The 3983-nt window shown below is 64.0% G+C and carries 5 protein-coding genes; 1 reads left to right on the plus strand and 4 read right to left on the minus strand.

All coding sequences use genetic code 11. The features are described 5' to 3' along the window. The 4 genes from JNK68_14920 to JNK68_14935 form a co-directional block, all read right to left on the minus strand. A partial coding sequence (locus JNK68_14920; GenBank protein ID MBL8541638.1) for a cytochrome c1 occupies nucleotides 1-194 on the minus strand: 194 nt, incomplete at its 3' end. Beyond that, nucleotides 194-1423 (minus strand): cytochrome bc complex cytochrome b subunit, encoded by a 1230-nt coding sequence (locus JNK68_14925; GenBank protein MBL8541639.1) that lies wholly within the window; start codon nucleotides 1421-1423, stop codon nucleotides 194-196. The genes JNK68_14925 and JNK68_14920, both read right to left, overlap by 1 nt. A 21-nt stretch (nucleotides 1424-1444) precedes the next feature. Next, nucleotides 1445-2077, minus strand: coding sequence for a ubiquinol-cytochrome c reductase iron-sulfur subunit (petA, locus tag JNK68_14930; GenBank protein ID MBL8541640.1), 633 nt, complete (start codon nucleotides 2075-2077; stop codon nucleotides 1445-1447). A gap of 235 nt (nucleotides 2078-2312) precedes the next feature. Beyond that, nucleotides 2313-3059: a Nif3-like dinuclear metal center hexameric protein gene (locus tag JNK68_14935; GenBank protein ID MBL8541641.1), complete on the minus strand. Its 747-nt coding sequence runs from the start codon at nucleotides 3057-3059 to the stop codon at nucleotides 2313-2315. Between JNK68_14935 and JNK68_14940 the strand changes: the two genes are divergently transcribed. Next, a partial coding sequence (locus tag JNK68_14940; protein ID MBL8541642.1) for a trypsin-like peptidase domain-containing protein occupies nucleotides 3058-3983 on the plus strand: 926 nt, incomplete at its 3' end. The two genes, JNK68_14935 and JNK68_14940, sit on opposite strands and share 2 nt — an antisense overlap.

The raw sequence follows: 3983 nt of genomic DNA on the forward strand, positions 1-3983 counted from the left end.
GCTTCGAGGCGGTTGTAGCGCATGAAGTCGGCGCTGTGACAGTTGAGACAGTAATTCACGAAAAGCCGCACGCCGCGCTGCAACGAAGCCGCATCGCGCGGGTCGATGGGCGCGCGGTCGAGCGGCGGCCCCTCGCTCGAAGCGAATGCCGACGCCGACATCAGGAACACCAGGAGAAGGACGAGTCTTTTCATTATTTGTTCACCCGCTTCGGTTCGGGCTTCACCGAGTCAATCCGGGTATACCAGGGCATGAGCAGGAAGAACGCGAAATAGACGACCGTGAGCACGCGCGCCATCCAGGTGTAGAGCGGCGTTGGCGCTTCCACGCCGAGCCAGCCGAGCACACAGAAGGCGATAACGAAGAGCGTGAGCGCGAACTTGTAGATCGGCCCGCGATAGCGGATCGACTTGACCGGGCTGCGGTCGAGCCACGGCAGCAGGAACAGGATGACGACCGCCGCACCCATCACCGCCACACCGGGGAACTGCGATCCAAACATCGCCGGCACCGCGCGCAGCATGGCGTAGAACGGCGTGAAGTACCACACCGGCGCAATGTGCGGCGGCGTCTTCAGCGGGTCGGCGGGGATGAAGTTGTTGTATTCGAGAAAGTAGCCGCCCATCTCCGGCGCGAAGAAGACGACCATGCTGAAGATGACGAGGAACACCACCACGCCGACGATATCCTTCACCGTGTAGTACGGATGGAAGGGGATCCCGTCCAGCGGTATGCCGGTCTTCGGGTCCTTGTTCTTCTTGATCTCGATGCCGTCCGGATTGTTGGAGCCGACCTCGTGCAAGGCGATGATGTGCACGAAGACGAGACCCAGCAGCACCAGCGGAACGGCGATCACGTGGAACGCGAAGAAGCGGTTCAGCGTCGCATCGCCGACGACGAAGTCGCCGCGGATCCAGATCGCGAGATCGGGACCGATCAGCGGGATCGACGAGAACAGGTTCACGATCACCTGCGCGCCCCAGAACGACATCTGCCCCCACGGCAGCAGATAGCCGAAGAACGCCTCGGCCATCAGCGCCAGATAGATGAAGCAGCCGATGATCCAGAGCAGTTCGCGCGGCTTGCGGTAGGAACCGTAGAGCAGCGCACGGAACATGTGCAGATAGACCACGATGAAGAAGAACGAGGCGCCCGTGGAGTGCATGTAGCGGATCATCCAGCCCCACGAGACATCGCGCATGATGTACTCGACCGAGCCGAACGCGAGTTCGGCGGACGGCTTGTAGTTCATCGTGAGGAAGATGCCCGTGACGATCTGGATGACGAGCACGAGGATCGCGAGCGAGCCGAAGTAGTACCAGAAGTTGAAGTTCTTCGGCGCGTAGTACTCGGCGAGGTGGTACTTCCAGGTTTCGACCAGCGGAAAGCGGTCGTCGAACCACTGCAGCAACTTCTCGGGCATGGTCGTGCCGTTCGCCATCTATCACGCTCCTTTCTTTTCTTCGCCGATCAGCACGCGGGTGTCGCTCAGGAAGTAGTACGGCGGGATCTCGAGGTTGATGGGCGCGGGCTGACCGGCGAACACACGGCCGGCGAGGTCGAACCGCGACCCGTGGCACGGACAGAGAAAACCGCCCGGCCAGTTGGCCCCGAGCCCGCTCGCGTCACCCGGTTCGAAGCGCGGGCTGGGCGAGCAGCCGAGATGCGTGCAGATGCCGACCACGACCAGAAATTCCGGCTTGATGGAGCGATCGGGATTCTTGCAGTTGTCCGGCTGCATCGAGGCGTTCGACTCCGGATCGGCGAGGAAACTCGTGTCCTTCGCCAGGCTTTCCAGCATCGGCTTGGTCCGGTTGAGCACCCACACCGGCTTGCCGCGCCACTCGACAGTGAGCATGGCGCCCGGTTCCAGGCGGCTGATGTCCACCTCGACGGGAGCACCGGCAGCGCGCGCCCGGGCGCTCGGCTCCATGCTGATCAGGAACGGCACCGCTACCGCCGCGCCGACCACACCACCGACGGCCGAAGTCGCTGCGATCAGGAAGTTCCGTTTGCTCTTGTTAACGTCGGAAGGGCCCCGGTAGGAAGGAGCCCCGAGTACCGCTTCATCGCCCATCACGCTTGGCCCTCGATACTTTTTGTTCGGAATTGGTGCGTGGCCCGGATTTTACCCGATCCCCGCGTCGAATATCACGCCTTTCCAACACTTTTTTTGGGGAAATTACAGAAAGTTCCAGACAAAAACGCGTGATGAATCATTGACTTGACAGTCACAACAACAGCATATCCTTATATTGCGGCGCATCGAAAACGACACCGGACGGCTTCACCCGCGGGCGCGATTGGCGCGCTCAGGCCGGATTGTCCTCGTCGAGAAAGAAGTGCTCCACCCCGAAGCGCTCCGCCAGGTGGGCGCCGAGCGCCTGCACACCGTAACGTTCCGTCGCGTGGTGCCCGGCCGCGAGAAAGGCCACCCCGGTCTCGCGGGAGAGGTGCACCGTGCGCTCCGAGACCTCCCCGGTGAGGAACGCATCGACGCCGAGGGCAACGGCGTCCCCGAGCAGGTCCTGCGCGCCGCCGGTACACCAGGCGACACGGCGCAGAGGCCGCTCGGGAGCGCCGACCACGAGCGGCGGACGCGCCAGCCGGTTCTCGACGCTGCGCGCGAACTCACCCAGGGTCAGTGGCCGCGCGGGCGTGCCCCAGGCCGCGATGTGCTGATCGCCGAACCAGCCTTCGACCCGAAGCTCCAGTCGCGCGGCGAGCGCGGCGTTGTTCCCGAGTTCCGGATGCGCGTCGAGCGGCAGGTGATACGCGATGAGATTGACGTCGCTGCCGAGCAGCAGCGCGAGACGCGCCCGCCGCGGCCCGGTGACCACGGACGGCTCGTTCTTCCAGAAATAGCCGTGATGCACCAGCAGACTGTCCGCGCCCGCTGCGACGGCCTGCCGGAGCACCGCCAGCGACGCCGTGACCGCCGTCGCGAGCCGCCGCGTCTCGGACCGCCCCTCCACCTGCAGACCGTTTGGACAGTAGTCGCGGAAACGGGGGACCTCGAGCAGGCGTTCGGTATAATCGACCAATTCACTCGTCTGCATGACCGATCACTATTCCGTGCGCAAGCTCTGGCTCATCTTTGCTCAAACCGCCACCATCTGCCTGGCCATTCTTTTCGTGGTGTCGACCCTGCGACCCGAGCTCGTGTCGTGGGGCAGCCGCGGCCAGCTGGTGACCATCCGGGAAGCGACCACCGTCGGCGCGGAGGGCGCGAAGGCGCCATCCTACAACGCGGCCGTCGCGCGCGCGACGCCGGCGGTGGTGAACATCTTCACCAGCAAGGATGCGCGCATGCAGTCGCATCCGTTCATGGATGATCCGCTGTTCCGGCGCTTCTTCGGTGAAGAGTCGCGCAACGAGCAGCGCAAGGAATCGAGCCTCGGTTCCGGCGTCATCGTCAGCACCGACGGCTACATCCTCACCAATCACCACGTCGTCGAGCAGGCCGACGAGATCGAGATCGCGCTGGCCGACGGACGCCGCGCGCGGGCGCGTATCGTGGGTGCCGATCCGGAGACCGACCTCGCCGTGCTCAAGGCCGAGATCAAGGACGTGCCCAGCATCGCCTTTGGCGCTGCCGAGGGAGTGCGCGTGGGTGATGTCGTGCTCGCCATCGGCAATCCGTTCGGCGTCGGGCAGACCGTCACCATGGGCATCGTGAGCGCGCTTGGCCGCACGCATCTGGGGATCAACACCTTCGAGAACTTCATCCAGACCGATGCCGCCATCAACCCCGGCAATTCGGGCGGCGCGCTCATCGATGCGAGCGGCAACCTCATCGGCATCAACACGGCAATCTATTCGCGCACCGGCGGTTCGCAGGGCATCGGCTTTGCCATTCCCGAGAGCGTGGCGAAGCAGGTGCTGCAGCAGATCGTCGCCAATGGCGCCGTGACACGCGGCTGGATCGGCGTCGAAGCCCAGGATCTGTCGAAGGAACTGGCGGATTCGTTCGGTCTCAAGGC

The organism is Betaproteobacteria bacterium (assembly GCA_016791345.1).
In the GTDB taxonomy this organism is placed as follows: Bacteria; Pseudomonadota; Gammaproteobacteria; order Burkholderiales; family JAEUMW01; genus JAEUMW01.

What these genes read in the sequence shown, in the direction of transcription:
- JNK68_14925 (MBL8541639.1), bottom strand. Translation starts at nt 1,423, where the DNA reads ATGCCCGAGAAGTTGCTGCAGTGGTTCGACGACCGCTTTCCGCTGGTC.
- JNK68_14935 (MBL8541641.1), bottom strand. Translation starts at nt 3,059, where the DNA reads ATGCAGACGAGTGAATTGGTCGATTATACCGAACGCCTGCTCGAGGTC.
- petA (MBL8541640.1), bottom strand. Translation starts at nt 2,077, where the DNA reads ATGGGCGATGAAGCGGTACTCGGGGCTCCTTCCTACCGGGGCCCTTCC.